Source organism: Mycobacterium sp. VKM Ac-1816D (assembly GCF_000416385.1).
In the GTDB taxonomy this organism is placed as follows: Bacteria; Actinomycetota; Actinomycetes; order Mycobacteriales; family Mycobacteriaceae; genus Mycobacterium; species Mycobacterium neoaurum_A.
The window spans coordinates 283,019-307,766 of sequence record NZ_AOHQ01000137.1 but is presented as its reverse complement, the minus strand read 5'-3'; the positions used below and the strand labels follow the sequence as shown (position 1 = coordinate 307,766).

Genomic DNA, 24,748 nt, shown 5'->3' with positions numbered 1-24,748 from the left:
AGCATTGTGGTCCGCCCAAGCGCATCTTCCGTCTGTGCTCGGCCGACAACTGGTGATCGAACGCGGTGAGGGGTCCTACGTCTACACCGCGGATGGGCGACGGTTGTTCGACGGTACGGCCGGCTTGTGGCACGCGAATGTCGGTCACAGTCACCCAGACCTTGCTGCCGCCGCGCACACTCAGATGTTGAAGCTTGAGACGTACCACATCTTCGGCCGCTTCGTGAATGACCAAGCCGTGGCGCTTGCGAACCGACTCGCCACCATGTCGCCGATCGACAACCCGAAGGTGATCCTGAATTCAGGTGGCTCGGACGCGATCGATGTCGCCTGCAAGCTCGCGCGCCGACACTGGCAGCGCGAGGGGCGCACCAGCAAGACCACGATCATCAGCCGTGAGTTCGCCTACCACGGCCTGCATGCGTACGGAACCAGCATCGCCGGCTTGGAGTTCAACCGCGACGGTTATGGCACCGACTCACTCGTGCCGGAGACACGTCGGGTGCCCGTACACGACGTCGATGCCCTCAAGGGCGTGATCGCGGACGTAGGCGCTGAGAACATCGCGGCCATCGTGACCGAGCCCATTCAGGGCACTGGCGGCGTCAACCCCCCTCAAGCGGGCTATCTGGAAACGCTCCAACAGCTGTGTCGAGAAAACGACATCCTGTTCGTCCTGGACGAGGTCATCACCGGGTTCGGTAGGACCGGCTCGATGTTCGCCGCGGATAGGTTCGGATTGAGCCCCGACCTCATCACCTTCGCCAAGGGGGTCACCTCGGGTTACGCGCCACTCGGCGGCGTGCTGGTGGCCCCAAGTGTCTGGGAGCCGTTCTATGTCGATGACACCGCTACGCCGATCTTCCGGCACGGAGCCACCTACGCCGGTCACGCCACCGCCTGCGCAGTGGCCATGGCCAATCTCGACGTGCTGGAGCGCGATGGCCTGGTCGAGCGGGCCGGCGAGCTCGAAGAGCTGTTGCGCGTACAGCTCAACCAGCTGAACGCCGACCGCCCCAGCGTGGCTGATGTTCGTGTGGCCGGGTTCCTCGGGGGTGTCACCTTGCGGGGGGACCTGTCCGCGGAAGTCGTCGCGGACAAGCTAATCGACATCGGGTTCATCTCACGCCCCCTGCGCGGCAACACGCTGCAACTGAGCCCTCCCTTCATCACGACCGACGAGGAACTCACTCAGTACGTCGGCGCCATCTCCCACGTTCTGATTGAGGAGGAGTCCAAATGAGCCCGGAACTGACGGCAGAGAGCAGCGTGCCAATCGCCGACCCACAGCGGGCTGCCGCGGCCGATGCTGTGGTAGCTGCCTTGACCTTGCCCAAAAGCGCGCGCAATGCCGACGTCTTCAACCCTGCTACAGGCGATTTCGTGGCAGCCGTACCCGATATCGATGTCGACGGCGCGCTTCGCGCGGTGGCGGAAGCGGACGCGGCTGGCCGCGAGTGGGCCGCACGGACTCCGCGGGAGCGTGCCGATGTCCTGCGCCGCTGGTATGACCTGCTGGTCGAGCACGCCGACCAGCTTGCCTTGCTCATCACCCGGGAAATGGGCAAGCCGCTGGCTGAATCCCGCGCAGAAGTGACCTACGGCAGCGACTTCGTCCGTTGGTACGCCGAGGAGGCCGTGCGCCCGGGCGGAAATGTCCGGGACCTACCAACGGGCGGTGGCACGTTGCTGACCCGCCGCGCTCCTGTCGGGCTCTCAGTTCTGATCACGCCGTGGAACTTTCCGCTCGCCATGGCGACACGTAAGATTGCACCGGCTTTGGCGGCTGGATGCCCCGCGGTCATCAAACCCGCGACGCTGACGCCGCTGGCCACATTCTTCGCTGTCGACCTTGCGCGACGAGCCGGGGTTCCCGACGAACTCGTCCAAGTCGTCACAACTACTGATGCGTCCGCATTCAGCGAAGCGGTCCTCACCGACGCCCGGGTGCGGAAGGTGTCCTTCACCGGCTCCACCGGTGTCGGCAAGGTCCTGCTACGGCTCGCCGCGGACAACGTCTTGCGTTCCTCCATGGAACTCGGCGGCGACGCACCGCTGATCGTCTTCGACGACGCAGATCTCGAACGCGCCGTCAATGGAGCTTTCGCGGCGAAGATGCGCAATGGGGGTCAGTCATGCATCGCCGCGAACCGCATCTTCGTCCAGGAAGGTATCGCGGAGGCATTCGTCGAGGGTCTGGCCGAGAAACTGGCGGCCGCACGCGTCGGCGATGGCCTCGCCAACGACGTCGACCTTGGCCCGCTGATCGACGACCGTGCGGTGGCGAACATGCAGAAGCTCGTCGACGACGCTGTCGGCAACGGCGCGACCGTGCGCGCCGGCGGTAAGGCTATTGAAGGCAGAGGTCACTTCTTCGAAGCGACCCTTCTCGATCACGTGCCGGTCACCGCTGAGATCGCCAACACCGAGATCTTCGGTCCCATCGCGGCAGTCCAGCGCTTCACGACTCAAGCCGAAGCCATCGCCCGGGCCAACGACACTGTCTATGGCCTCGCCGGCTACGTCTTCACGGAGAACCTGGATCGCGCGCTCAATGTCGCCGACGCGCTGCACACCGGACTGGTGGGGATCAACCAAGGTGTGCCCTCCAGCGCGGCCGCACCGTTCGGCGGGATGAAACACAGCGGTATGGGCCGGGAGGGGAGCGCCGAGGGGCTCGAGGAATACCAGGAGACTCGCTTCTACAACGTCGCCCGTCGCGCGACTGAGTGAAACATGCTGCGGCCACTCACGAGGCCGCCACGGCGTCGGCGACGGCCTTGCCAAGGGTGTCGGTTCCAGCCGATCCACCCATGTCCGGGGTGAGGGTATCCCCGCCCTTGGCCAGGACCGTCTCGATCGCCGCGAGCACCGCGGCGGCCGCGTCGGGCTCGCCGAGGTGCTCCAACATCATGGAGGCGCACCAGATTTGGCCGATGGGATTGGCCACCCCTTACCGGCGATGTCGGGGGCGGAACCGTGCACGGGTTCGAACAGGCTGGGAAACAAGCGTTCTGGGTTGATGTTGGCACTTGGTGCGATGCCGATCGTCCCGGTGCACGCCGGTCCGAGATCAGACAGGATGTCGCCGAACAGATTCGACGCGACGACGACGTCGAACCAGTCGGGATGCATGACGAAGTTCGCCGTGAGGATGTCGATGTGATACTTGTCGACGTCGACGTCCGGGCAGTGGGCGGCCATCTCCTGTACGCGTTCGTCCCAGTACGGCATGGAGATCGAGATGCCGTTGCTCTTCGTGGCCGAGGTGAGGTGCCGCTTGGGTCGGCTCTGCGCAAGGTCGAAGGCATACTTGAGGATTCGGTCGACGCCGACGCGCGTCATGACCGTCTCCTGCATGACGATCTCGCGGTCGGTGCCCTCGAACATCTTCCCACCGACGCTGGAGTACTCGCCTTCGGTGTTCTCCCGCACGACGTAGAAGTCGACGTCTCCAGGTTCGCGGCCCGCCAGCGGGCTCCGCACTCCTGGCATCAACCGGACCGGCCGTAGGTTCACGTACTGGTCGAACGCTCGCCGGAACTGCAGCAGGCTGCCCCACAGGGAGACGTGGTCGGGCACCACCTCGGGCCACCCGACGGCGCCGAAGTAGATGGCGTCGAAGCCCTTGAGTTCGTCGAACCAGTTGTCGGGAAGCATCTTTCCGTGCTTGAGGTAGTAGTCGGCGCTGGAGTGGTCGAAGTGCTCGAAGTCGACCGTGAAGTCGAATGCCGCTGCTGCCGCGTCGAGGACGCGCAAACCTTCGGGCACGACTTCGGTGCCGATGCCGTCGCCGGGGATGACGGCGATGCGGTGGGTGTTGGACATACTGAGTAATCCTTCAGACGGGATGGGCGGGTTGGCGGCCCTAAGCTGCAAACGGTTCGAGACGCGGCGGACTTCGTGAACGTCGTCTCCGACGGAGCCGCGCCCAAGAGCATCGGTACCCTGGCTCGGGCCGTCGGAGGCCTTTGGCAGCGCCACGAGTCAGGATCGAATTGGTCGGTTTCGGCGGGTGCCGGGTGGTCTACGCCTTCACGGCTGGAGCGGGCAATCGTGGGCTGCTTTCGCTTCCTGTCACCGCCTTTGCCGCAAGTGCGCAGATCGTCATCGCCGCGATCGGTAACGCGAAGGCACCGTTGAGGCTGCATAGGTCAGCCAACCAGCCCATGGTTGCGGGGCCTGCAACGATGGCCAGGTAGCCGATGCCTACGACGTGCGACAGCGCCCTGGCAGATGTGCCGGGGACGTTGCCTGCGGCCGTCAACACCTGTGGGAAGCCGCCGGATAGGCCGATCCCCACCAGGATCCAACCCATGAAGGTGATCGGCAAGGAGCTTGCCTGGGTGACGATCAACAGGCCTGCCACGGACGACAGACAGCCCCAACGCAACACCGATACTGGCCCGATGCGCGACGCCACGCGGTCAGTGCTGAACCGTCCTATGGTCATGGCCGTTACGAAGCAGGCAAGTGTCAGGGCCCCATAGCCCGGCGAGGCGCCGAGATGTTGTTGGGTGTGCAAGCTACTCCAGTCGGTCATCGACCCTTCTACCAAGAGGAGCAGGAAGGACAGCGTGCTAAGTGCGGCGAGTTGCCATCGTCGGTAGCGCTTCGGACCGTTGGTGCTGTCGGGGGTCGACTCGGCAATCACCCCGCCGCGGGGGGTTGATCGAAGCAACGTCGGCGCGGCAGCACTGCTTAAGAGCAGCGTCAGGACCGCGATGGCCACGGCCGTGACGTGCATGTTCATCCCTGAGGCGATGGCTACTCCACCGGATAGGGCGCCAACGACAGTGCCGATCGAGAACATTCCGTGGAAGGACGCCATGATCGGACGTCCATAGTCGCGCTCGACGGCAACTGCTGATGCGTTCATGCCGACTTCGCTGATGCCGACTGCGATACCCAAGAACAGCGCAGCTGCGGCGACGGTCTGTGGTGTTGAGAGGACGAGTGGCGGTACGAGTGCGAGCGCCATGGCGGCGCCACCGACCGCTGCGACGCATCCACTTCCGTACCTGTCGACTGCGCGACCGCTGAATTGCATTCCGATGAGTGCTCCGACGCCGACGACGAGCAGGATCATGCCCATGGTCGACGACGTCGCGCCGATGACGTTCTTGACCACTGGGATGTAGGCCGCCCACGTGCCGAGAACGATGCCGAAGGAGACGAAGACACCAGCAGTGGCTACTCGTTGGCGTGCCGGATCGTTGTGCGGAGCGGCCCGAACGATTTTCATACTGAAGTCTTCCTGGCTGGCGCGGGACGGACGGCGTGGCGTGGTGCCGGACGTGAACACTTCACAGGCCGCTCATCGCCACCCATGAGCCATCGACGTGGTTCGTCCGGTGCGCGCCTAGGGCTCCAAATTCCCCTGGAGACATCGCGGCGGTGAGCTGCGGTGACTACCGCTCGTGGAGGATGGGGACCGCACCGACGTCACCGAGCGGCACCCGTCGACGCTGGTGAGGAGGTGCTCTGCAGCCATTGGATTCGTCCGCGTAGAGGGTTCAGCCTCCCGCAACGGGCCCGTCAGTTGGTTGCCGATCACGCCGTCCACGCGAAGGACACTACGCGAATGTTGATTGTCAGACAATCAAACGTCCGCCAATAGCTTATTCTCCCTACCAGTGAGCCCCTTCTTGGGCGCTCCCCGAGAAGGAGAAATACCGTGCCAGAGGGTCACGAACAGCTGTCTGACGACGAAAAGCACCTCGCATCACTCGGCTACACCCAGGAGCTCAACCGTTCCTGGTCGAGCTTCAGCAACTTCGCCATCTCGTTCTCGATCATCTCGATCCTGGCGGGCTGCTTCACCTCGTTCGGCCTCGGCTGGAACAACGGCGGGCCCGCGGCGATTGCCTGGGGCTGGCCGATCGTGTCGGTGTTCATCCTGATCATCGGACTCTGCATGTCCGAGCTGGTCTCGGCGTTCCCGACTTCAGGCGGAATCTATTGGTGGGCAGCAAAACTCGGCGGTGCCAAGGCCGGTTTCTACACGGGCTGGCTGAATGTCATCGGCCTGATCGCCATCCTGGCATCGACGGCCTACGGCGCGGCGACGTTCCTCGACCTCACCCTCGGCACGTTCAGCGAGACGTGGCTGGCTGGCTATAGCCTGACAAGGGTCTTCGTCATGTTCCTAGTGATCTTGGCATTCTCCGCAACCATCAACATCTTCTCCTCGCACCTGCTGGCCGTGATCAACAACATCTCGGTCTGGTGGCACGTGGCGGGCGCAGCCATCGTCATCGCGATCCTGATCGTGGTGCCCAAGCAGCACGCCAGCCTGTCCGACGTGTTCGCCAAGACCATCAACAACACCGGCATGTTCGGCGGCGCCACCTCCGGTGTCGGGTGGCTGCTCTTCGTGCTGCCGATCTCGGCGATCCTCACCCAGTACACGGTCACCGGCTACGACGCGTCCGCGCACCTGTCCGAGGAGACCAAGAGCGCGGCCGACGGTGCGGCCAAGGGCATTTGGCGGGCCATCTTCTACTCGGCCATCGGTGGCTGGATCCTGCTGCTGACCTTCTTGTTCGCCGTGAACGACTCCGACGCGGTGTCGGCGGGCGGCGGCGCGGTCGCGGTCATCTTCAGCCAGGCGATGGACTCGCCGTGGGTGGGCGTCGTGCTGCTGATCTCGACGGCCGGTCAGCTGTTCTGCCTCACTGCCATCCAGACCAGTTGCTCCCGCATGCTCTTCGCGTTCAGCCGCGACCGCGCCGTGCCCGGGCATCAGCTGTGGTCCAAGGTCAGCAAGAACAAGATCCCGGCCAACGGCGTGATCGTCACCGCCGTCATCGCGGCGATCATCACGCTGCCGGCGCTGGTCCAGGTCGACATCAACGGCGCACCGGTCCCGGTGGCCTTCTTCGCCGTGGCCTCCATCGGCGTCGTCGGCCTGTACCTGTGCTTCGCGGTGCCGATCTACTACCGCTGGAAGGCCGGCGATTCGTTCCCGGTCGGCAAGTGGAATCTGCGCGGTCATCACAAGTGGATGGCGCCGGTCGCGCTCGTCGAGATCATCGTGACCTCGATAATCGCCATGTTCCCAACCTCGTTGGGCGGCGTGCCGTGGGACCCGAGCTTCGAGTGGAAGTTCGTCAACTACACCCCGCTGCTCGTCGGCGGTGTGCTGATCCTGCTGTTCGTCTACTGGCACGTGTCGGTGAAGAAGTGGTTCACCGGACCGATCAAGCAGGTGACGACAGTCGCCGAGGAACTCGACCTCATCTAGACAGCTCACCCGCTTCGGCGACAGACACCCGGGCCCCTGGTGCTTCACCGCCGAGGGGCCCGGGGCTGTGAGCGGATGGCGAACTAGCCGAACAGTTTTCGGACGTCGGCGTCGGTGAGGGCCGCAAGGTCTTGCGATGTCCTCCGCGCGAAACTCGCTGTGGCGGTGCGGGCGAAGACGGTGACCTTCCCGACGCATTGCGCGTTGCGGCGGTGCAGGGGGTGCAGCAGGCTGACGCGTCGACCCTGCAGGGGTGGGTCCAGCAGCACCTTGGGGCCGCCCAGGCCGATGTAGCCGTCACGGTCCACGGTGCGGTGCACTTCGGGTGAGCATTCCTACGGTGACGACGCTACGGGCAGGTTCGGCTCCGGCCAGACGTGCTCCGCGGCGCAGAAGTTCGCGTCAGTCGTGTTCGCTCAGCCGTGAGGGCCGGGTCCGGATGACTGTCCCGTCGAGCAGTAGGTGAAGCTACGGTCGTTGGCCCAGATGGTGACGGTGCGACGCGCGAGGGCTGCGGTGAACTTCATCTGTTGATTGCCGGGCAACAGCAACCGCGCGCGGGGGGTGAGATCGGTTTCCCATTCGACGACGTGAATGTCGTTGTCGGTCAAGCTCTCTGAGTGCCCGACCAACGCCGGTGCCGGCTGGGGCGGGACCACGTCGTCGACCACCGGAGAAGTCAGTGGTGCACCGGCGCGGGGGCGGCGGCGATGGGTTCGATGGGAGCGTGCCGAAACAGAACTGCTGGGGTGGCCATGGCCAGCGACTGATGCGGGCGGGCGGCGTCGAGCAGTTCACGGCGCAGGGTCCTGTGCCAGCGTTCGATCTTGCCCGTCGTGGTGGGTTCCACTTGCAGGGGCTCGTTAGACGACGCGGGGGAGGGCTACGACCGATTGTCATAGCCCTCCCCGCCACTTGCTAGGTGTGTTGATCGATAACCTTGACTACTTCAGTGGCTCGGAGTCCCGGAACCGTCGCAGCACGTTCTCCGTTAATCTGGCGACATTGTTTTCGTAGTTGTTGTGCGACAGGGCCGCAGACCAAGCAATCGACCCAACAGCGAAGAAGCCACCACCCCCTCGAAGAGCGCCGTAGACGATGTCTGACCGCACGGACGGATGCTCGCTGCCGCCGATCCCCGCAACCATCTCGAATATCTCCTCGACGACCAATTGGTAGGCATCGGTGAATCCTCCCGAGGTAGCCAGCAGGAGCGTGTCAGGGGGAGATCCCAAAGCCGGGTTGTAGAAGTCGACTTCGCATCCGGCGGCGCCGCCGCCGGCAATGCCGAAATCGCCGATCCGCTCAGATTCGCCGATGCCCTCGAAGATGAACTCAGCGCGCGGATCGAAGCTGTCCTCCAACCGCTCGTAGTAGGTCGAATGATCGAAACCTTGCGAAGACATGCCTACGCCTACCAAGCGGTCGGGAGCCTTGCCCTTATCCCGCCATAGCCCCGCTGCTTCTCCGGAATTCGCGTGATGTTGTTCAGCGAAGGGTGTCTGGTGCGGTCGGGTGCCGCCGGACGCACGACGCACCTCGACCACGTGCGAGCTCTCGGGGTCGAAGGATGCGGTGGCGAAGAATCCGTTGCCTCCCAGGTACATCAGACGACCGCCGCCGGCCGTGAAGGCCTCGAGCGCGTCCAGCTCCTTGCGACTGACGTATTCGGGATGGCTGCCGGTGATTACCACGCTGTACTGGTCGAGCAACTCGGAGCCCTCGCGATCGAGGACTTCGTCAGTAATCGCGTCGAACTCGCAACCGATCGTTTCCAACCAGTGGACGAGGAAGAGGTCTGACGCGAGCGTCCACGGTGCGTCGATGGAAAACGGGTAGCAGTAGCGCGGCTGCATTGTGACGATCGGCCGGCGACTGCCGGACAGCACAACGCCGTATCCGTCGTTGTGGGCCTCGTAGCAGGAGCGGCCAAACTCCGGGGTTTCTTGCAGCGAAAGGTCTTCTATGTGCACAACCGGGGTATGGCCGAGCAGGTTCTCCATCGCGTCCGCTTGGAAGGAGACACTGTCGTTCGCGTAGGCGAGGTAGGTTCCCGTCGGGAACAGTACCGCTACGTCGCGCCGACGAGACGGGTTCGGGCCTACGAAGAAGGGGACGTGGTGATCCACGCCATCGACAGTGAGCCGGAATGCGTAGACGCCACTGTCCATCGTCTCGGGCACACTGAAAATCAGCGCAGCTGGCCAGTCGGCGTCGGTGATGTCGTCGTCATGAAACATGATGGCGTCGTACTCGTCCGGCGACTGCCTGAAATCGCGAACGATGCCGTTGTGCCCAGGACCGGTGACAGCACGCACGGGGCTATTCACACATGTGCCGTGAAGTTCGTTGACGGACTCGTCAACAACGTGGGTCAGCAATAGACCATCGGGCCTGTTACTGCGGCCAAAGTGCCAACGCGCAACCTGCTCGTGGCCTTCGGAGGTAGCGCGATCTACCGAAAGCGCTCCGATCTTGCCGTTGAAACACGCCGTCGCGACCCATCGACCTTCGGCAAGTGCCGCCAGAGCGCCGATCCGGAACGCCGAGCTGCTTGGTGAGAAGCTTGCATCCGTACGTTTGCGTACGGACTCCGGTTCGGCGCCGGAGGCTGCAGCGACGTGCAGATCTGTAGGGCTTTTGAGGGGAGTGCACTCGAAGGAAATCTCCCCGGCCTGCGTGGGCACTTTCAAGACCAGCTGATACCAGTGGTGATTCTGGAGCTGTCGATTCATCGCGACGGTCTGAAGAGCCCCGCCCGCGGCGTAGGTAAAGGTTGGCCGACCATCGTCCAGGCTAAGTGCCCATCCACGCAGATTTTCGGTATCTAGGTTGCCCATGATCGCCTGCGAAGCTTCCGTCAGCGTATTCGAAGCATTGCTGATGTTGTAGGCACCCACCGAGCTCTCTTGGTCGCCGCCTCGCAACGTGGGGTAGACGGCAACAGAGATCTCCAGGCCCAGTGGATTGGCCAGAAGTTCATTACGTTCAGGGATTTCGACGAAGGAGCCCGGAACGCATCGGTAATGGGTGCCGGGGTACTGCCCGTCGATGTCGCTCGGCACCACCGTCTCGATAAAGCCTGGGCCCTTCGAGCCTTCCCACCCGTGGTGCAGGCGAACCACGGCGAGGTCGTAGACATCGCTGTCACGGCAGCTGACGTGCAGGGACAGGGACTCTCCCACGCGTGCCGAGAAGCGATCTGTGTAGCCGTAGATTTTCTGCTGAAGGCTGCTCTTGCCGTTCATTGTCCCTCATTTTCGGTCTTGGATGAAGAGGTCTTGCCCGCGTGGACACGTTCCAGGAAGTCCCGACGGCGTGCATGGAACACTGCTCTCGCCGCGTCGTCCACGGAGTCGTATCTGGCGTCCTCGATTGCAAAGTTCCCGGGGGCGCCGAGCGTTACTCGGCCGATAGCCCAGGGGCCATCGGGACCGTACGAGAAGATCAGGTGCTTGCCGACGACCGCATCATTGCGCAAGAAGCGCAGCACTCGGTTGGCGACATCATCGACGATGTCGAAGGGTCTCTCGTCGTGATGCTGCACGACCTGGTCAGTGAGCTCGGCGAAAATACGCTGTTCGTAGCGCCGTTCGAAGACCCGCCGAATTTCAGCGAGTCTGTCCGTCGATGTTCGACTCATGTGAGCCTTCCTGTCTTGTCGTGGGCGGTTTAGACCGATTTACTTGCACATGTGGTTGGCGGCCAGACTTTCGGTGGTCTACTGGCAGAGGATGCGCCATGGACGAACCGTCTTGTCATACAAGCCCTTTCGGTTGCCTGTGCGACCGAAAATCGAAGGCAGGGCGTGATTACGCACTATTCAGGCAACCAATGGCAATGAAGCGTCTATCGATATACAGCCGTTTGGAAATATGTCGGCGGGATAACGCCACCGCGGGAGACCACTCGCATCTGGTCGCCGATGGCACCGGTTGCACTCACGGCGATTGCCCTAGAGATGAAGGTGATCCCATCCCTCACTGCGTGGGCTCCACGCTAGGAACCAAGTGGACGTCCTTGGCGCACCACTGAACTTGGAGCGCATCGCCAGGTGCGGGAACTAGTGCCGTGTCGCCGGCCACCAGTGCGGTCATTTGGGTGCGCCCGTTGTTCACGTCAAACGTCAAGCTCGAACCGGTCCCCAAATATGCAGCCTGCCCGGCGATTCCGTCGACCGCGAGCCATCCATTCGGTACTGGCGTGCCGACTGGCCGCACGTGTAGGGCCTCTGGCCGGAGCACAGCCCGGCAGCGGCTACTGGGGACCGGCAACCTGGTGTCGACCTCGAACTCGGCTCCGATATCGAGGCGCACCGTGGTGATGCTGCCGGTCTGCTTCACAACGGCGGCGTCCAGTTGGTTCGCGACCCCGACGAAACTTGCGACGAAGGACGATTCAGGCCGCGCGTACACATCCTGTGGTGTCCCGATCTGCTCGAAGTGCCCGTCGCGCATAACTGCGATTCGGTCAGACATTGTCAATGCCTCTTCTTGGTCATGCGTCACGTAGATGAACGTGATCCCCACGTCGCGCTGAATGCTCCGCAGCTCCCATTGCAGGGTCTTTCGCATCTTTAGATCGAGTGCGCCGAGCGGTTCGTCGAGCAACAACACCTTGGGCAAATTGACCAGCGCTCGCGCCAGTGCCACGCGCTGCTGCTGGCCGCCGGACAGTTGGCCAGGTTTGCGCGACATGTGTGGTGTCAAGCCCACCCGCTCGAGCTCCGTACCCGCCTGCTTGCGAGCTTCGCGAGGCTTCATACCTTTCCGACGGAGACCATAGGCAACGTTGTCGAGCACACTGAGGTGGGGGAACAACGCGTAGTGCTGAAACACCGTGTTTGTGGGACGACGCTCGGGAGGCACACCAACGACGTTGTTCCCGCCGATGAGGATCTCTCCTGCAGAAGGGGATTCGAAGCCGGCCACCATCCGCAGTGTCGTGGTTTTGCCACATCCCGAGGGGCCGAGCAAGGTGAAAAACTCGCCGCCGTCGATGGTGAGGTTGAGATTGTGCACAACGACGTCATCCCCGTAGCGCATCTGAACGCCGCGAAGCTGCACCTGGCTAGCGTGTGGTTGTGACTCGATCATTTCTCTGATAACTCCGGGCTAATTCGGTTTTCGGCGATTCGTCGGCCGGTTTCGGCCACGACGAGGATTACTAGTGATGCGACCAGGGCTGCCACCGCGACAGCCATCACTTCCGGCAACTGCTGAGGAAACCTGAGCTGACTGAAAAGGTAGACGGGAAAGGTTGGCCGTTCCCCAACGACGAAGGACGCTACGGCGTATTCGTCGAACGAAACAGTGAAGGCAACCAGCAGCGCGGAGAATGTCGCGGGCGCCATGAGAGGCGCAGTAACTTTCCAGAAGGTGATGAACTCGCTGGCCCCCAAATCGCGCGAGGCCTCGTGCAGTGCCGCCGGGATCTGCGCCAAACGCGGCTGCAGGATGAGCACGACAAATGGCAACGTCAGGACAACGTGCCCGAGGATCACCGTGGCCAGTGAGCGTTCCACTCCGAGAAGTCGTAGCAGCATCAGCAGCGAGACGCCCAGCACCACATACGGCATGACCAGAGGACTCATGAATAGCGTTGCCAAAGCGCCCTTTCCGCGACTTCCGCCCCAACGTTGGAGACCGAGCACCGCGCTAAGCCCGATGGCGACGCTGATTACTGCGGTCCACATGGCGGTGATAACGCTGGCCCAGATTGAGTCCAGAAGCGGCCCATTGGAAAACGCGTCCACGTACCACCGCGTCGTGGCGTCTGTCAGCGGAAGGGCGGGCACAGCATTGTCATTGAAGCTGAACACCACCAAAACCCCGATCGGGGCGTACAAAAGGAACACCACTACCCAGAACCAGGACCACAAGGTTCTGCGGCCGCCGCGGCTGCAGGTGACGTCACTCATCGCACCATCCCAACCGAAGCGCCGCCAGAGCGGAGCGAACGGACGAACAACATGGTCGTCAAGGCGACCGCGACAAAGAGGGCTATTGCTAGAACAGACCCTGTCTGCCAGTCGAACCCGGCGCCGAACGCATCGGCAACCGAGTTGCCGTACAGGAATCCGCCCGTCCCGCCCACCAGCGTGGGGGTGACGTACTCGCCGATGACGGGGATGAAGGCGAAGGCGAATCCTGCCACTACGCCGGGGAGCGTCAGCGGCAGCGTGATCGTCCAAAACGTGACCAGTCGCCGCGCCCCCAGATCGGCTGCAGCCTCGAATAGGCGTTGGTCGAGCGAGGTCAGCGAAACGAAGATCGGTAGGACCACGAATGGCAGCCAGACATAGATCAATACGACTGTGACCGCCGTCGTACTGTAAATGAACTGGATGGGCTGACCGTCCGCGTTTATCCCGGTATAGGCCAGAAATGAGTTGAAGACTCCGTTTTCACTCAGGACGACCTTCCACGCCAGCACTCGAAGGAGGAAGCTGGTCCAAAAGGGCACCATCACCACCAGCAGTAGCGTGAAGCGCCGCCGCCCCGCCAGCATCGCCAGCACATACGCGACTGGGTAGGCAAGCAGAACGGCAACTACCCCGACGATCAAAGCCGTGCGTATCGACTTCCACAGCAACGGGAAGTAGATGGAGCTGGAGAAGAAGGCGCTCCATCCTTCGACGTTGAAGGTGGGGTCGTCCGGGAAAACGCGGATCAGACCGACGCTATAGAGGGCCAGAAGGATGATTGGAGTGACAAACAGCAGGATTAGCCAACTCGCGGGGGTAATTAGGAGACCTGCGCGGACCGCGGCGTCTTTCCGCTGGTTGATCACGACGCCTTCACTTCATCCCAGGCCCGGCCGTATTCCGTGCGCTTGGGGCAGTGCCCCATGAAGAAGGCCGCCGGCGGGCTGAAGGGACCCGGCTTGTCCAAGCCGAGCTGCGACCGCACGTCAGGCCTCATCGTGCCGTAGTTCACCTTGCGATTTGGGGAGACCATTCCGAGAACATCAAGCTCGTACTGGCCGGAAGGGGCGCTAAGCCAAGCGCTTGCAAAGTCGTGAGCGTGGCGCGGATTGCTCGAGCCCGAGGTCAGCATGAATCCGTCGCTCCACGCGAGCCGGCCTTCCTTGGGCTGCATGTATGTGACGTCGGCGCCAGCGGCCGCGAGCGCGGTGTACACATACGAATTCCCCGCAGCAATAGCGATGTTGCCCTGCTGTAGATCGGTCTGAACGTCGGTCGGCGACGAGGTGATGTTGCGGACAAGCTTCTTCTTTTCGATCAAGAATTTCTTTGCTTCATCGACCTCGGCCGCGCTCATGTTTAGCGGATCCGACACACGCTGGTACATGCCGGTAATCGTCAACATGTCAACGGGACCGTCGTACCAAGTTATCTGGCCCTTGTAACGATCATCGAAGATCAGGCTCCACGAATTCTCTGTGGGTTCGACCCGGTCGGTGCGATAAAGCGGTGCGTTGAAGCCGAAGTCGGTAGGGATACAGACCTGTGCGCCGTCAATCTGGCCGTACTTCAGGAGCTCCGGATCGAGTTGCGAGAAGTTCGCGATCGCGGAAGTGTCCCACGGCTGCACCAACTTTGCGTTTACGTAATCCAGCGCATAACCCACCGACGCCTGCACGATATCGGTCCTGAGGCCTGACTGGACCTTCGCGAATGCCTGAGCATCGGAGTCGAGGAACTGGAATGTCGGCGTCTTGCCCGGGTACGCCGCGGCATATTCACCCCATAGCTCCGGTGCCTCGAAGCCACGATAGGTGTATACGCCGAGGTCACCTGGCTCGTCGGCCGCAGAACCCATTGGAGACGGCGTGGAGTCTGATGTGCTCGAACCACAGGCAGCCAGGATTGGGCCCCCAACGGCCAACAATCCAGCTGTTAGTGCACTCCCCCGGAGAAAGTCCTTGCGGCTGAAGGCGTGTTGACGTGACATGTGCGTAGCCCCAATCTGTGCAGAAAATAGTTGAACATCGAGTAGCGGTCTCATCCGCGTATGCGGGTACGAAATTCTCTGTCCCGCTTCGGCTTCGAAGCGGATCCCGAAGTCAGGCAGCAGAACTCTGGCTGCCATCTGACTGAACTGCGCTTGTAGCGAGTGCTTTGATCGTCGTGCGCGCGGCGTTGGGAGCGATCAGCGTTGGCGAGGAGCGCGCAACTCCCTGTGCCAGTTCTGCCTGGGTGACCTCAACGTCCCTTTCCTCTCGCCTGGGGAGTACTCCTAGACCCGGTTCGGCACTTGCCGCATCCGACCGTGCGTTCCAGGGCCGGGTGGTTTCGGGAACGTACGGCCATTTGCTCGATGAACAGTGGCCCTTCTGTGTCGGTGACCACACTCACAAAACGAAAGTAACCGAAGTGGATGGTTCTCGCAACAGATTGATGGACAATCGGTTGACGAACGATTGTCTGCGACGGGCACAAAATGCACACTGGAGTCGCCGCGCTTCCGCCAGGCGATCCGGTGTAGGTGGAGGTCGAAACGACGTACCAGTGGCGACGCCCAAATTTGTAAGACAATTGACAGTTTGACACGGCCGGCGCATCATGGCCCGATGCGACCGAAGGCGCATCGCTTCGGTTCGGCGCCGTCACGATAAATGTGCGCGTCCGCATGGAAACCCAGGGGCTTTGGGCAGGATCATAGGGAGGCGCGGGAACGCGGGGTCATCACGCGTAGCTTTGGGAGACGTTTCACTTCAAGCGTCGCCGGCGTTCACCACTACCGATGGAGTGCCAGCGAAGGTCGCTGAGATTCATGCCAGTCTGGAGGTTGCGTCGAGTGAGCCCGGAATCCGTTGGCCGTAACGCCGCTGCGGTTGAAGGTCAGCGGCCGCGCGGGCGGCGCCTAGCTAGACCGCAAACATTGACCAGTGCCGTAGTCGAACACATTTCGGAAGCAGTGATACGGGGCGAGTACCCGCCGGGGACACCCTTGCCCGAGCAGACGCTCGCCGCCGAGTTCGACATCTCACGAGGTACAGCCCGAGAAGCACTTCGAGCCTTACGTGACCGTGGCTTAGTCGAGATTCACCCGCATCGGGGCGCCGTCGTGCAGAGCATCGGACAACAACGAGTCAGCGAGGTCTTCAGTCTCCGGGCGTTACTGGAGTGCTACGCCCTGCGGAAGGCGCTCTCGGGCGACCTGGTCGACGGTGCCGCGCTGACGCGCATTCGGGCGGCATTCGATGATCTGGTCGACTCGCATCGGCACGGCGATGTGTTTGAGGTGGTCGAAGCGGATATCCAGCTCCACTTCGTTATTTCATCCACGTGCAACGAAGAGCTCCTTCTCGACCATCTCAAATCCATTCAGTCCGAAACCCGCCGTGCCATCATCCTCACGAAAGTCTTGGAGTCGGATACCTCTGCAGAACCCGACACCCACCGACCAATCATCGAGGCCATCGAGGCGGGCGATCTTGAGCTTGCTGTGAGCAGGCTCGACGAGCACATCTGTCAATCCCGAGAGCAGCTGCTGACGCGGCTGCGTGAGCGAGGCGAACCGTAACTCCTTGGGTTGTGCTGTTTCGCAAGGTAAATCAATTCGTACCGGTGTTCGAGGAGTTGGGCTAACGACTTGCCGACGGGACGTCTTGGGCGTGAATGTCCTTCGGCGAGCCACTGCGGGCCGACGCCCTCTGCAACGGATCGCTCACTCCGAGCGTCACGCGGCGGGCAATTGACCACGTCATTTCGGCTCAAGAAGTCCTCATGGATATTGACACTTTCTATGATAACGAACTAAACCGCGACGGGCGCAGCGTCATTCGCTGCTTGGCAGCGTCACTGTGACGAATCGACTGCCGCCCGGAAGGCGCGCTGCGGCCAGCGCGTTGGCGGTTGGATGCCCACCAGCGGCGATTTCGTCTGCGATGCGGCCGAGGTCAGAGATTGCCGATGCGTACGACACCGCAGATGCTGCGTAAGTCAGTCGTCAGCATTCGGTCAGCGTGATCGAAGTAACGGCTTTTGTCGTGAAGCGCCAGTTCTGCGAGAGTTCGCAAAATTGTGTGGGATCCAGCTCCCGCCCCCACTGCAACGGCGACATCACTACGAGATCACTTGGAAATTAACGCCTTTGAAGCTCCGGCGCCACGCGAGCGATGACGCCTACACGGTTTCGCCGGCCAATCGTTCACCGAAGAGGAAAGCCTCCCCTTCCGAGTAATGACTGTTCACGCTCAGGTGCTCGGCAAAGCGAGCGTCGCCGAACGCCGCCGTCAAGTCGGCGGGCGAGCGCCACTGCACACACTCGACGATTCGGTCACTTCGAAGGTCGCGAAAGAAGCTCGCCGAAACGAAACCGTCGAGATGCTTGATGTGGTCACGCGTTTCGCTCTCGTTGTACTCGCCGACCCACCCTTGTTTGCCGCTGACGGGTGTCATCCTGATGATCTCGGTCGCCACCTCGGGCTCAGTGCGCGAGGGGTCGACGTGGGTCACGTCATCTGGGTTCGGAGTCACCGTGGCGCTGAACCGGTAGATCCCTTCGTCGATGACGAGGCCATCGATGGACTTGCTATTGGGTTGCGCCTGCACTAGTTCCGCGGCAAACGCCTCCGCGTCGCGGCTACTGCGCCAGAAGAGCAGCCCCATGAGAAGTTCGGTGTCGGGTGTGGGGGGCGGACCGAGAACCCGGCCCTGCGCCAGCCACATCGCTCCGCCATACCCTGCCCGCGGCCGCGCAAGCGCCTCGGTGGACGCCACGAGGCCAGTCCATCCGGGCCCTGCGTCGCGTGGGTCGGCGTCTGCACTCACCACAACGACGAAAGAAAACTCATCGAAGTTTGCGTCGTCCATGTCATTTACCTCCAACTCTCTCCGACTGCAGATCATCGTCATGCGCGTCGAGAAGACGAGCAGTGACGTCGAGCTCGATGTCGACCCGGTTGCCCGCCAAGACCCCCTGTCGATCCAGCGGAACGGCGAAGCGGACCCCGAAGTCCTGACGATTCACCTGCCCCGTCGCACGGAGGTGGACGTCGTGGCGTCCGTCGGCGTCGCGCTCGAACCGAATCTGCGTCACCGCCAGCCCTACCGGGCGGGTAACGCCGCGAATCGTGAGAGAACCGTCAATTCGAAACCCGCTGTCGCCCGGTGTGATTGCAGTCGACGTGTAGGTGATGGCTGGGTGGTTTTCCGCGTCGAACGGGTCTTTGGCGAGCGTTCCCTCATCACGTCCGGCGTTGAAGGTATCCATCGAGCGCACCTGGACGCTCGCTTGGACGGAAGACTTGGTGACGTCGGGACGAGTCGCCATTTGGCCGTCGAACTCGGTGAACACTCCCAGCACCTTCTTGGCGATCAAGTGGCGTATCCAGAACCTCACCGCACTTCGCTGTGGATCTATTACCCACGTTCCCGTCACGTAGTCGCCGGATACTCGTGCCATTGGTCTCGCCCTCCAGGTTTCTAGGAAATTTGCCGTCTTCATCAACCGGACCGCATACGCGGCCTGAATTACTCGAGCTCATGAGTCGACCGAAGTGGGGCGGTCCCGTCCTCGACGCCCACTTCCGCGTGGCGATGTCGATGGATCCGGGATTTGGCCGCTGGCGACCACTCTCGGTGTCCTGACCCGATATAGGGTCGCCTGGTTGACACCGCTCGCTCAATCCCTTCGCACACCAAACATTGCAGACGCAGAGGTCTGCTACGTCCGAATGGCCGTCATGGTGTGGCTTCCCAGCTCCAGACGGACATGTCGCCGTGCGGGTAGTTCATGCAGACGTCGGTGGCCTTGGCGACGACGCCCTTGTTGTTGAAGAACAGCTTGGCCCAGTTGCCCCAGTGGGTGGCGGTGTTCTCGTAGTACACGTTGGTGGCGGTGTCCTCGGAGTACTGGCGGCGGGCCACCGGGTCCAGGGAGAAGAACCAGTGGATGCGGTCGAAGGCCTGCTGCTGGACGTCGGCGGGGCGGTTGCTCCGGTCGATCATGTACCGCTCGAAGTACACCGGGCTGGTGTCGCGCGCGGCGGCCATGTACTGCTCGGTGTCGCAGGTGGTGATGATCATCCGGTGCGGGATCGGGAAGTCGTCGGTGGCGTCGGCGGATGCCGGACTCGCCAACGACACGGTGGTGGCCGCGCATACGGCTCCCACGGCAATACCCTCGATCGCTCTCCGTACCAACGATCTGCTTCTCATCCCAGCTCCTTCATCGTCGAGCCCGCGGGTCCTGCTGCTGCCGGCAACACGGACGTCGCCTCCGGGCAGTACGCGGCCACCGCTGCGCCGAGAAACTGCCACGCCTGGCCCTGAGAAGTCCCGCCGGCGAGACTGCCTTGCAAGAACGACACGGACTCGAGGGCCGTCTCATCGACGTGGTGCGCAAGCCTCTTGCAGGCGATTTTTCCTACCCAAGCGTTGTAGTCGCGAGGACCGTAAATTCCGTACGTGTGAGCCTGATTCGCGAAGTCGGTGTCGACATCGGCCTGCGCACATGGAGCTAGTAGCACCGATGCTGCGGAGACGATTAGCGTCGTCTGCCCCAGACTCGTCGATATCTTCATCCGTGGTGCCTTCCGTGGGCTGATGTCGAGACGTGACCTGGACGGGTCGTTCAGGCCGGATCGTGTCCGTCGGCTTCCTTGGTCTCGGGTCCGATGAGCTTGCGTACCGAGATTCGGGATCCGAAGGGCTGCAACATTTGGCTGGCCGGGCGGGTGCGCACGTTCAGCGGCCACCAGAACCAGCGGCCGAGCATCGCGGCGATGGACGGCGTCATGAACGACCGCACGATCAACGTGTCGAACAGCAGGCCCAGGGCGATCGTGGTGCCGATCTGGCCCAGGACGATCAGGTCGCTGAAGGCGAAGGAGGCCATGGTGCCGGCGAACACCATGCCGGCGGCGGTGACGACACCGCCGGTGCCCGCCATCGCCCGGATGATGCCCGTGTTCAGGCCGGCCCCGATCTCCTCCTTGAACCTGGATATCAGCAGCAGGTTGTAGTCCGCGCCCACCGCCAACAGCAGGATGATCGCCAGTGCGGGCACGATCCAGTACAGCTCGATGCCGAAGATGTACTGCCACACCAGGACCGCCAGGCCCAACGACGCCCCCAGCGACAGCACGACCGTTCCGACGATGACCACCGCGGCGACCATGCTTCGGGTGATGAACACCATGATGAGCAGGATCAGGGCGATCGCGGCGATGGCCACGATCAGCAGGTCGTAGGTCGACCCTTCCTGGATGTCCTTGTAGGTCGACGCGGTTCCTGCGACGTAGATCTTGGCATCGGACAACGGGGTTGCCTTGATCGCGTCGAACGCGGAGTTGCGCAGGGCGTCGATGTGCGAGATGCCCTCAGGGGTGGCGGGATTGCCCTCGTGGGTGATGATCATCCGGGCGGCCTTGCCGTCGGGTGACATAAACAGTTTGAGGCCACGCTTGAAGTCGGCGTTGTCGAAGGCTTCGGGCGGCAGGTAGAACGAGTCGTCGTTCTTGGCGTCGTCGAAGGCCTTGCCGAGTGCGGTCGCGTTCTTCAACGCCTCTTGGCTTTGGGTGTTGGTGCCGCCGGTGGTGGCGTAGTTCGACTGCAGCAGATCGCGATTGGCTTCCTGGATATCGATCTGCGGCGGGATCAGCGCCACCAGTTGCGGCTGGAGGGCGTTGAGCTTGTCGAGGCTGGCGGTGACCTTGGCGAACTGGTCACTGAGCGCCGAGATGCCGTCCAGCGAGTCGAACACCGACCTCAGTGCCGCACACGACGGGATGTCGAAGCAGTGCGGCTCCCAGTAGAAGTAGTTGCGCAACGGTCGGAAGAAGTCGTCGAAGTTGGCGAGGTTGTCGCGCACTTCGTTGATGGTCGCCACGGTGTCGTGGAAGGCCTGCACCTGCTCGTCGGTGGCGGCGGCACTCTGCTTCTGCAGTTCCAGTTGCTGTTGCAGGACGGCGATGGTCTTGCTGGTCTGGTCCACCTGCTTGAGGATGTCTTGGGCTCGCGCTTGCTGGTAGCTCAGGTTCATGATCTGCCCGGCACTTTGGGCACTGATCTGAAACGGTATGGAACTGTGCGTCAGCGGTGTGCCCAGCGGCCGGGTGATCGACTGCACCATGGCGATGCCCGGGGTGTGCAACACGGCCTTGGCGACGCGCTCCAGGATCAGCATGTCCGACGGGTTGCGCATGTCGTGGTCGGATTCGATCATCAACAGCTCGGGGTTCAACCGGGCCTCGGAGAAGTGGCGTTCGGCGGCGGCGTATCCGACGTTGGCCGGCGCGGTGTCGGGCAAGTAGGGCCGCCCGTCGTAGCTGATCTTGGCCCCTGGCAGCGCCAGGACGCCGATGGCGGCGACGGCGAGTGACGCGACGAGGATGGGACCGGGCCAGCGGACGATCGAGGTGCCGATGCGGCGCCATCCGGAGTTCCGCACCTTGCGCTTGGGCTCCAGCAGACCAAACCGAGTGGCGATCACGACGACGGCGGGCCCGAGGGTCAATGCCGCCACCAGCGTCACCAGCACGCCGAGGGCTGCGGGCACCCCGAGGGTCTGGAAGTAGGGGAGCCGGGTGAAGTAGAGGCACGCCACGGCGCCGACGATGGTCAGTCCCGAACCGACGATGACGTGCACCGTCCCGCGGAACATGTCGTAGTACGCGTCGGCCCGTTCCAGGCCTCGGTTGCGGGCTTCCTGGTATCGGCCGACGAGGAAGATGGCGTAGTCGGTGCCGGCGGCGATCGCCATCAACGTGAGCAGATTGGTGGCGTAGGTCGACAGGCCGATGACGCCCTCGTTGGCCAGCACCGCGACGACGCCGCGGGCGGCCATCAGCTCGACGGCGACCACCACGAGCATGATGAGCATCGTGAACAGGGATCGGTAGACGATCAGCAGCATCACGGCGATGACCGCGAAGGTGATCGCGGTGACCTGGTGGGTGCCCGCGTTGCCGACTTCGAAGTTGTCGGTGATCAGCGGGGCGGCGCCGGTGACGTAGGCCTTGACCCCGTTGGGGGCGGGGGTGTCGGCGACGATATTGCGGATGCTGTCGACGGATTCGTTGGACAGCGCCTCACCCTGGTTGCCGCGCAGGTAGACCTGGACCAGCGCCGCCTTGCCGTCCTTGCTCTGCGCGCCTCCCGCAGTCAGGGGGTCGCCCCAGAAGTCCTGGACGTGCTGGACGTGCTGGGTGTCTGCGTTGAGCTTCTTGACCAGGACGTCGTAGAAGTCGTGGGAATCCTGACCCAGCTTCTGCTCACCCTCGATGACGACCATGGCCGCGCTGTCGGAGTCGAACTCGCCGAATTTCTGCCCGATGTGCCGCATCGCCATGATCGACGGCGAATCGGCGGCATTCATCGCCACCGAGCGCTCTTCGCCGACGGTCTCCAGCTGAGGGGAGATGGTGTTGCTCAACACCGCAATCGCGATCCACAGCAACAGAATTGGCAACGCTAGCGTCCATATCAGCCGTGCGGGCCGGGACCTCTGCGTCGAGTCGTGCTCGGCGTGCTGGCTCATGCGGACTTGTCCAGGCAAGCGATGTATCCGTTCACGTTGCTAGCGGACCTTTCGTCCTTGACGATGCCGTTGACGGTGATGCGGCACGTGATGGGAGCCGAGTCACCCTGAGCGCGGAGATCCGCGAACAGTGTCGGGTCGTCGGTGGTCAACGTGTGCGACCACGGCAGTGGCGCGTCGTCGACGCGTTGGGGTTGGGCGTGCTCGTCGAGGAAGTTGATGGTGGCCGTGGCGCCTGGCGTGCCGAACACTTCGAAGAGGACACGCTTGGGGTTGAATCCGGTGTTCTCCAGGGAATCGGCGGCAGGCCTGGACACCTGGTTGTCGGACCCGAAGATCCCATGCAGCCGGGTCACGCTGAAGACGACCAGGGCCACCACCACCAGCGCGACGACGACGGTCCACCGTCGCTTCATCAGGCCGCCAAACGAAAAACCCTTCACCCCGAGAAAGCCTTTCGACATGCGGCGCGATGACATCTGCCCGCGTTTACGGCCGGCATTGTGCCGGACCGAAGTAAAACGATACGGTACAGTCCGTTTAGTTGCAACCGCGGCCGTCCTTAAACGGTCGGCAACCGGCGTCGCGTTGGCAACAATGCGTCGGACACGTAGCCGCCGTCAAAACACTTGGCGGCCAAGCAGATTGAGGTGATCGCTTGTCTCGTGGAACGACGCATGATGCAACGGCCACCTTGCCGAAATCGCGCTGGACCGCCCGAGAGGCAGAACTGCTCGCGGTGACGCTTCGCATGCTTCAGACGTCTGGATACGACGGACTGAACCTGCAAGCAGTGGCGACCGAGGCCAAAGCCAGTAAGTCAACGCTGTACCGACGGTGGCCCTCCAAGGAGGAGCTGGTGCTGGCCGCCTTCATTGAAGGCACGCGAGCGTCGGAGGTGGCCCCGTGCACCGGTTCACTGAGGGAGGACCTGCTCCAGATCGGCACTTCGGTGTGTCGACGGGTCAGCGAGCACGGGAGCACCATGCGCGCGGTGTTGGGTGAGTTGGCCCGTAGTCCTGCGCTTGCCGCAGCCTTTCACAACGAGTTCGTTCTCCGGCGCAAGCGCGTATTCGCAGAGGTGATCAGAGACGCAGTGGACCGAGGAGAGATCAGCGGCGCCGAGGTGCCGGACGACGAACTCGACGATGTCCTGGCCGGCTACCTGGTGTTTCGTTCCCTCGTGGCCGCTGATCCGCCAAACCAACACACCGTCCGCGCGTTGGTCGATCACGTGCTCATCCCGAGCCTCACACGCGACTGGGGCAGATGTCCGCGTGGGTAATCTTCGAGTGGTGACGGCAGAAAAGGTCCCAACGCCACGAGGTCGGTACCGTGAGGCCCTTCGCAACGACGACGCCGTGCTGAACGCGGCTCGCGAGGTATTCGTGGAGCGGCCTGAGGCCAAGATGTCCGATGTCGCGGCCCGCGCTGGGCTGGGCCAGGCCAGTCTGTACAGACGATATAAGTCCAAGGGCGAGCTTCTGAACGCCGTGTCCGCCGATGGCATGCAGTCAATCGTTTCCGCCGCTAAGCGCGCGCTTGAAGGCGGGGCAGATCCATGGAAGGCCTTCACGGGCTTCATGGAGCACTACATCGAATCCGGCGCTGGAGCGCAGTTGATGCTTGCAGGGTTGTTCGTGCCCCACGAGGACGTCGTGACGTTGGCGAATGATCTCTATGAGCTGACGCAGCAGGTGGTGGACCGAGCGATTGCCGCCGGTGACTTGCGGCGAGATTTCACCAGCGCCGATGTTCCTCTGCTCGCCGGGCAAATATGCAGCATTCGAAGCCAGAACCCGAAGCGCGACCAAGAACTTCGCCGCAGGTATCTCGCCCTGGCGTTGGACGGACTTCGCCCGCAATCGTCCGGTCTCCTCCCAGGGGCCGCGCCCGACTTCGGAGAACTGATGGAGCGTTGGACGGTGCAGCGACCCTCGCAATAGCTGGCGGTGTGCTGCTGGACGACCGACCGTACGGAGCGCGAAACCAAGCGTGGACTCATCGGAAACCAAGAGTCCGTCCTTCAAAGCGGTGTCTACGCCGGCTG

At 62.7% G+C, this 24,748-nt stretch carries 19 protein-coding genes and 2 pseudogenes; 6 read left to right on the top strand and 15 right to left on the bottom strand.

Annotated features, from left to right (window positions below):
• Positions 1-34 precede the first annotated feature (34 nt).
• Positions 35-1,243, top strand: a complete 1,209-nt coding sequence (locus G154_RS16615; protein WP_019509799.1) for an aspartate aminotransferase family protein — start codon at positions 35-37, stop codon at positions 1,241-1,243.
• Positions 1,240-2,733 carry an NAD-dependent succinate-semialdehyde dehydrogenase gene (locus G154_RS16610; protein ID WP_019509800.1) on the top strand — a complete coding sequence of 498 codons (1,494 nt, stop codon included), beginning with the start codon at positions 1,240-1,242 and terminating at the stop codon, positions 2,731-2,733. Before G154_RS16615 ends, G154_RS16610 begins: the two co-directional genes overlap by 4 nt.
• A gap of 16 nt (positions 2,734-2,749) precedes the next feature.
• Here G154_RS16610 and G154_RS16605 read toward each other — a convergent pair.
• Positions 2,750-3,828, bottom strand: a pseudogene (locus tag G154_RS16605) (tartrate dehydrogenase).
• A gap of 199 nt (positions 3,829-4,027) precedes the next feature.
• The gene (locus tag G154_RS16600; RefSeq protein WP_045546478.1) at positions 4,028-5,245 is read right to left on the bottom strand and encodes an MFS transporter; all 1,218 of its coding nucleotides are present in this window, start codon (positions 5,243-5,245) and stop codon (positions 4,028-4,030) included.
• A gap of 432 nt (positions 5,246-5,677) precedes the next feature.
• Here G154_RS16600 and G154_RS16595 point away from each other — a divergent pair, with 432 nt between their 5' ends.
• Entirely contained in the window at positions 5,678-7,246 is a 1,569-nt protein-coding gene (locus G154_RS16595) for an amino acid permease (protein ID WP_019509803.1), read from the top strand.
• A gap of 227 nt (positions 7,247-7,473) precedes the next feature.
• On the opposite strand, the pseudogene G154_RS27145 reads toward G154_RS16595, so the two are convergent.
• From G154_RS27145 to G154_RS16555, 7 genes and pseudogenes are all read right to left on the bottom strand, one after another.
• Positions 7,474-8,156: pseudogene (locus G154_RS27145) on the bottom strand (hypothetical protein); the annotation flags it as partial.
• Positions 8,157-8,190: 34 nt separating this feature from the next.
• Positions 8,191-10,494, bottom strand: a complete 2,304-nt coding sequence (locus tag G154_RS25605; RefSeq protein WP_019509807.1) for a N,N-dimethylformamidase beta subunit family domain-containing protein — start codon at positions 10,492-10,494, stop codon at positions 8,191-8,193.
• A complete protein-coding gene (locus tag G154_RS16575; RefSeq protein ID WP_019509808.1) occupies positions 10,491-10,889 on the bottom strand; it encodes a hypothetical protein in 399 nt (132 codons plus the stop codon). Before G154_RS16575 ends, G154_RS25605 begins: the two co-directional genes overlap by 4 nt.
• Positions 10,890-11,226: 337 nt before the next feature.
• Positions 11,227-12,312, bottom strand: a complete 1,086-nt coding sequence (locus G154_RS16570; protein WP_023985907.1) for an ATP-binding cassette domain-containing protein — start codon at positions 12,310-12,312, stop codon at positions 11,227-11,229.
• 26 nt (positions 12,313-12,338) lie between these two features.
• On the bottom strand, positions 12,339-13,166 hold the full coding sequence (locus tag G154_RS16565; RefSeq protein ID WP_019509810.1) for an ABC transporter permease: 828 nt from the start codon (positions 13,164-13,166) through the stop codon (positions 12,339-12,341).
• Complete coding sequence (locus tag G154_RS16560) at positions 13,163-14,038, bottom strand: ABC transporter permease (RefSeq protein ID WP_019509811.1); 876 nt, start codon at positions 14,036-14,038, stop codon at positions 13,163-13,165. The genes G154_RS16565 and G154_RS16560 overlap by 4 nt, the downstream gene beginning before the upstream one ends.
• Positions 14,035-15,030 (bottom strand): PotD/PotF family extracellular solute-binding protein, encoded by a 996-nt coding sequence (locus tag G154_RS16555; protein WP_019509812.1) that lies wholly within the window; start codon positions 15,028-15,030, stop codon positions 14,035-14,037. Before G154_RS16555 ends, G154_RS16560 begins: the two co-directional genes overlap by 4 nt.
• Before the next feature lie 978 nt (positions 15,031-16,008).
• On the opposite strand from G154_RS16555, the gene G154_RS16550 reads away from it, so the two are divergent.
• Complete coding sequence (locus G154_RS16550) at positions 16,009-16,737, top strand: GntR family transcriptional regulator (RefSeq protein WP_234713065.1); 729 nt, start codon at positions 16,009-16,011, stop codon at positions 16,735-16,737.
• 602 nt (positions 16,738-17,339) lie between these two features.
• Here G154_RS16550 and G154_RS16545 read toward each other — a convergent pair.
• From G154_RS16545 to G154_RS16520, 6 genes are all read right to left on the bottom strand, one after another.
• Positions 17,340-18,029, bottom strand: coding sequence for a hypothetical protein (locus tag G154_RS16545; protein WP_019509814.1), 690 nt, complete (start codon positions 18,027-18,029; stop codon positions 17,340-17,342).
• A 1-nt stretch (position 18,030) separates the two neighbouring features.
• Positions 18,031-18,621 (bottom strand): YceI family protein, encoded by a 591-nt coding sequence (locus G154_RS16540; protein WP_023985905.1) that lies wholly within the window; start codon positions 18,619-18,621, stop codon positions 18,031-18,033.
• Positions 18,622-18,899: 278 nt separating this feature from the next.
• Entirely contained in the window at positions 18,900-19,376 is a 477-nt protein-coding gene (locus G154_RS16535) for a DUF5078 domain-containing protein (RefSeq protein ID WP_031601549.1), read from the bottom strand.
• Positions 19,373-19,741, bottom strand: a complete 369-nt coding sequence (locus G154_RS16530) for a DUF732 domain-containing protein (protein WP_019509817.1) — start codon at positions 19,739-19,741, stop codon at positions 19,373-19,375. Before G154_RS16530 ends, G154_RS16535 begins: the two co-directional genes overlap by 4 nt.
• A gap of 50 nt (positions 19,742-19,791) precedes the next feature.
• Positions 19,792-22,698: an RND family transporter gene (locus G154_RS16525; protein ID WP_023985903.1), complete on the bottom strand. Its 2,907-nt coding sequence runs from the start codon at positions 22,696-22,698 to the stop codon at positions 19,792-19,794.
• Positions 22,695-23,141, bottom strand: coding sequence for an MmpS family transport accessory protein (locus G154_RS16520; RefSeq protein ID WP_019509819.1), 447 nt, complete (start codon positions 23,139-23,141; stop codon positions 22,695-22,697). Before G154_RS16520 ends, G154_RS16525 begins: the two co-directional genes overlap by 4 nt.
• A 215-nt stretch (positions 23,142-23,356) precedes the next feature.
• Between G154_RS16520 and G154_RS16515 the strand changes: the two genes are divergently transcribed.
• Together G154_RS16515 and G154_RS16510 are read left to right on the top strand one after the other, a co-directional pair.
• Positions 23,357-23,983, top strand: a complete 627-nt coding sequence (locus tag G154_RS16515; RefSeq protein WP_045546458.1) for a TetR/AcrR family transcriptional regulator — start codon at positions 23,357-23,359, stop codon at positions 23,981-23,983.
• A gap of 10 nt (positions 23,984-23,993) precedes the next feature.
• Positions 23,994-24,644, top strand: coding sequence for a TetR/AcrR family transcriptional regulator (locus tag G154_RS16510; RefSeq protein WP_023985901.1), 651 nt, complete (start codon positions 23,994-23,996; stop codon positions 24,642-24,644).
• Positions 24,645-24,748: the final 104 nt, after the last annotated feature.